The following is a 1,434-nucleotide window of genomic DNA, read 5'->3' as shown; positions in this document are numbered from 1 at the left end:
ACATTTTTCAGACGGCCTGAAACATTAGCTAAAATATATTTTTGATTTAATACACTTACGGAAATACTCATGCCTGCTTGTTCTTGTCCTCATTGTAAAACACCGCATTGGGTGAAAGATGCCCAGTTGAACGTGGCGCAGGGTTTCGTGGTCTGCACGCGTTGTTCGGGGATGTTTAAGGCCAAGGATTATCTGTCGGGCAACCTGCCGGCCGATCCGGCCCATCTGCCTGTGGCGGTAACGGATGTGCGCCTCGTGCATAACATCGGCGCGCAAATCCTCAAGCATTCCAAACTCTCGCGCAAAGAAATTTCCGATTTGCTCAATAGCGCGCTTAAGGAAGAATCTAAGGCGGAAGAGCAGGCAGCGGTCAAAACGCGCAAGGACGGTTTCAACTGGACTTTGGCATCGCTGATTGCGCTGACGGTTTTGATTATGCAACTCTTTTATCTTGCCCTGCTATGAGTGCCATCGCCCATTTTGTCGCCAGCTTTCGTGAGGCCGCGCCCTATATCCAATATTTGCGCGGCAAAACCATGGTGGTCGGCGTGACCGACAGCCTGTTGGAAGGCGAAACTTTGATTCGTTTGGCCGCAGATTTGAATCTGTTAGCCAGCTTGGGCTTGCGTTTGGTCTTGGTACACGGTTCGCGGCATTTGCTCGACAAATTGGCTTCGGGTCGGGATTTTGTTCCGAAATACAGCGGCAGTCGTCGGATTACCGATGAAGCGACTTTGATGGAAGTGAAGCAGGTAGCGGGGATTATCCGCAGCGATGTCGAAGCCGCTTTGTTCAGCAGCGTATCTGCACCGCAACGGAGCAAGCCGCCGGTTATTGCGTGTGGCAACTTTATTACCGCCCGTCCGCTGGGCGTTATCGACGGTGTGGACATGGGCTATACCGGTACCGTCCGCAAAATCGACGCGGAAGAAATCCGTTTGCGTTTGGACAGTGGCGCGGTGGTGCTTATCAGTCCTTTGGGGCATTCGTACAGCGGCAAAACCTTCAATCTGAGTATGTGCGAAACCGCTCAGGAAGTAGCCATGGCTTTGCAGGCGGAGAAACTGGTTTTCTTGACCGAAGAAACCGGTATTCGTCGTGCCGACGGCTCGTTGGCCAATACTTTGTCTGTCGGTGAAGTGCAGGAACTGATACACGACAATCCCGATGCGCCGGCCGATTTGCTGCATGCGGCGGTAGGTGCGTTGGAAAACGGCGTATCGCGGGTACAGATTCTCAACGGCCGTGAAGATGGTAGCCTGTTGCGCGAGCTGTTTACCCGCGAGGGCAGCGGTACATCTATTGCGCGTGAGCCGTTTGTTTCCATCCGTCAGGCACGCAGCGACGACATTCCGCACATCATCGCCTTAATCCGTCCGTTGGCGGAACAAGGCATCTTGTTACACCGCAGCCGCGAGTATTTGGAAAACCATA

2 protein-coding genes are annotated in these 1,434 nt (G+C 53.2%); both read left to right on the top strand.

Features of this window, described 5'->3' with window-relative positions:
- Positions 1–69 precede the first annotated feature (69 nt).
- The gene (locus ACTHUT_RS20595) at positions 70–465 is read left to right on the top strand and encodes an MJ0042-type zinc finger domain-containing protein (protein WP_070748545.1); all 396 of its coding nucleotides are present in this window, start codon (positions 70–72) and stop codon (positions 463–465) included.
- Positions 462–1,434 (top strand): amino-acid N-acetyltransferase (gene argA, locus ACTHUT_RS20590; RefSeq protein ID WP_440419663.1); only part of this gene is annotated, 973 nt, incomplete at its 3' end. The genes ACTHUT_RS20595 and argA, both read left to right, overlap by 4 nt.

The sequence above is a fragment of the Neisseria sp. P0022.S010 genome (assembly GCF_051956635.1).
Note: the sequence above shows the minus strand (reverse complement) of the source record. Positions and strands in the feature narration are given on the sequence as shown.